Origin of the sequence: Porphyromonas sp. HMSC077F02 (assembly GCF_001815465.1) — a bacterium.
In the GTDB taxonomy this organism is placed as follows: domain Bacteria; phylum Bacteroidota; class Bacteroidia; order Bacteroidales; family Porphyromonadaceae; genus Porphyromonas_A; species Porphyromonas_A somerae.
Genome location: NZ_KV820630.1, coordinates 135,340 through 136,030, shown reverse-complemented (window position 1 = coordinate 136,030; position 691 = coordinate 135,340). Strand labels below are relative to the sequence as shown.

1 protein-coding gene is annotated in these 691 nt (G+C 41.1%); it reads right to left on the bottom strand.

What is annotated here, in order from left to right; all coding sequences use genetic code 11:
• The coding region (locus tag HMPREF3027_RS09565; protein WP_168165858.1) for an IS110 family transposase at positions 1-691 on the bottom strand (691 nt) is incomplete at both ends.

The following is a 691-nucleotide window of genomic DNA, read 5'->3' as shown; positions in this document are numbered from 1 at the left end:
AGGCTTGTGATCTTCCCGATACCTGGTATGCTCACTAGGCATTCATGGATCTCATTGAGTTCCTCATTAGCTTTAATGATTTCTATCATTTTAGCCTCAATAGCTTTGATTTCTTTCTTCAGAAACCTCTCCTGCTTCTCTAAGCGTTGGATCATGAACTTTAGCGTCTCATCATTGGGTTCTGACTTAAGAAGATGCCTATACTCTTTTATCTGACACTTCAATCGCGCTCTTTCTCTCACCTGTCCATATCGGTATGAATAAAGTCTCTCTAAGCTCTCCATATCCTTAGATAGGGGCTTATAGAGCCTAATCTGATCACGGAAGCGATAGAAGTAGTAGGCGATCTTTTCTGCGTCCATCTTATCGGTCTTGTCGCGAACAATCTTGCCACTACCACATTTGATCGAATAAGCATTTTGTAAGGAGCAATCAATCCCCAGCACATAAAGCTGTTTAGGCAGCGTGGTGCTATAGTTTCCTGTATCTTCTCCACCTACGAGGACAGAAGAATAGTCGCCAGATAGTGCACAAGTCTTATTGAGCCATTTTACAAATCGCTTACAACCTGGTACATCGTTTTTGAACTGCTCATTACCAATGATCTTTAGATCAAAAGAACTGCCATCAGATACCTTGAGGATAGCTGCGTCAAACGTTTCTTTTGAGAAATCAATTCCCACAAATAATT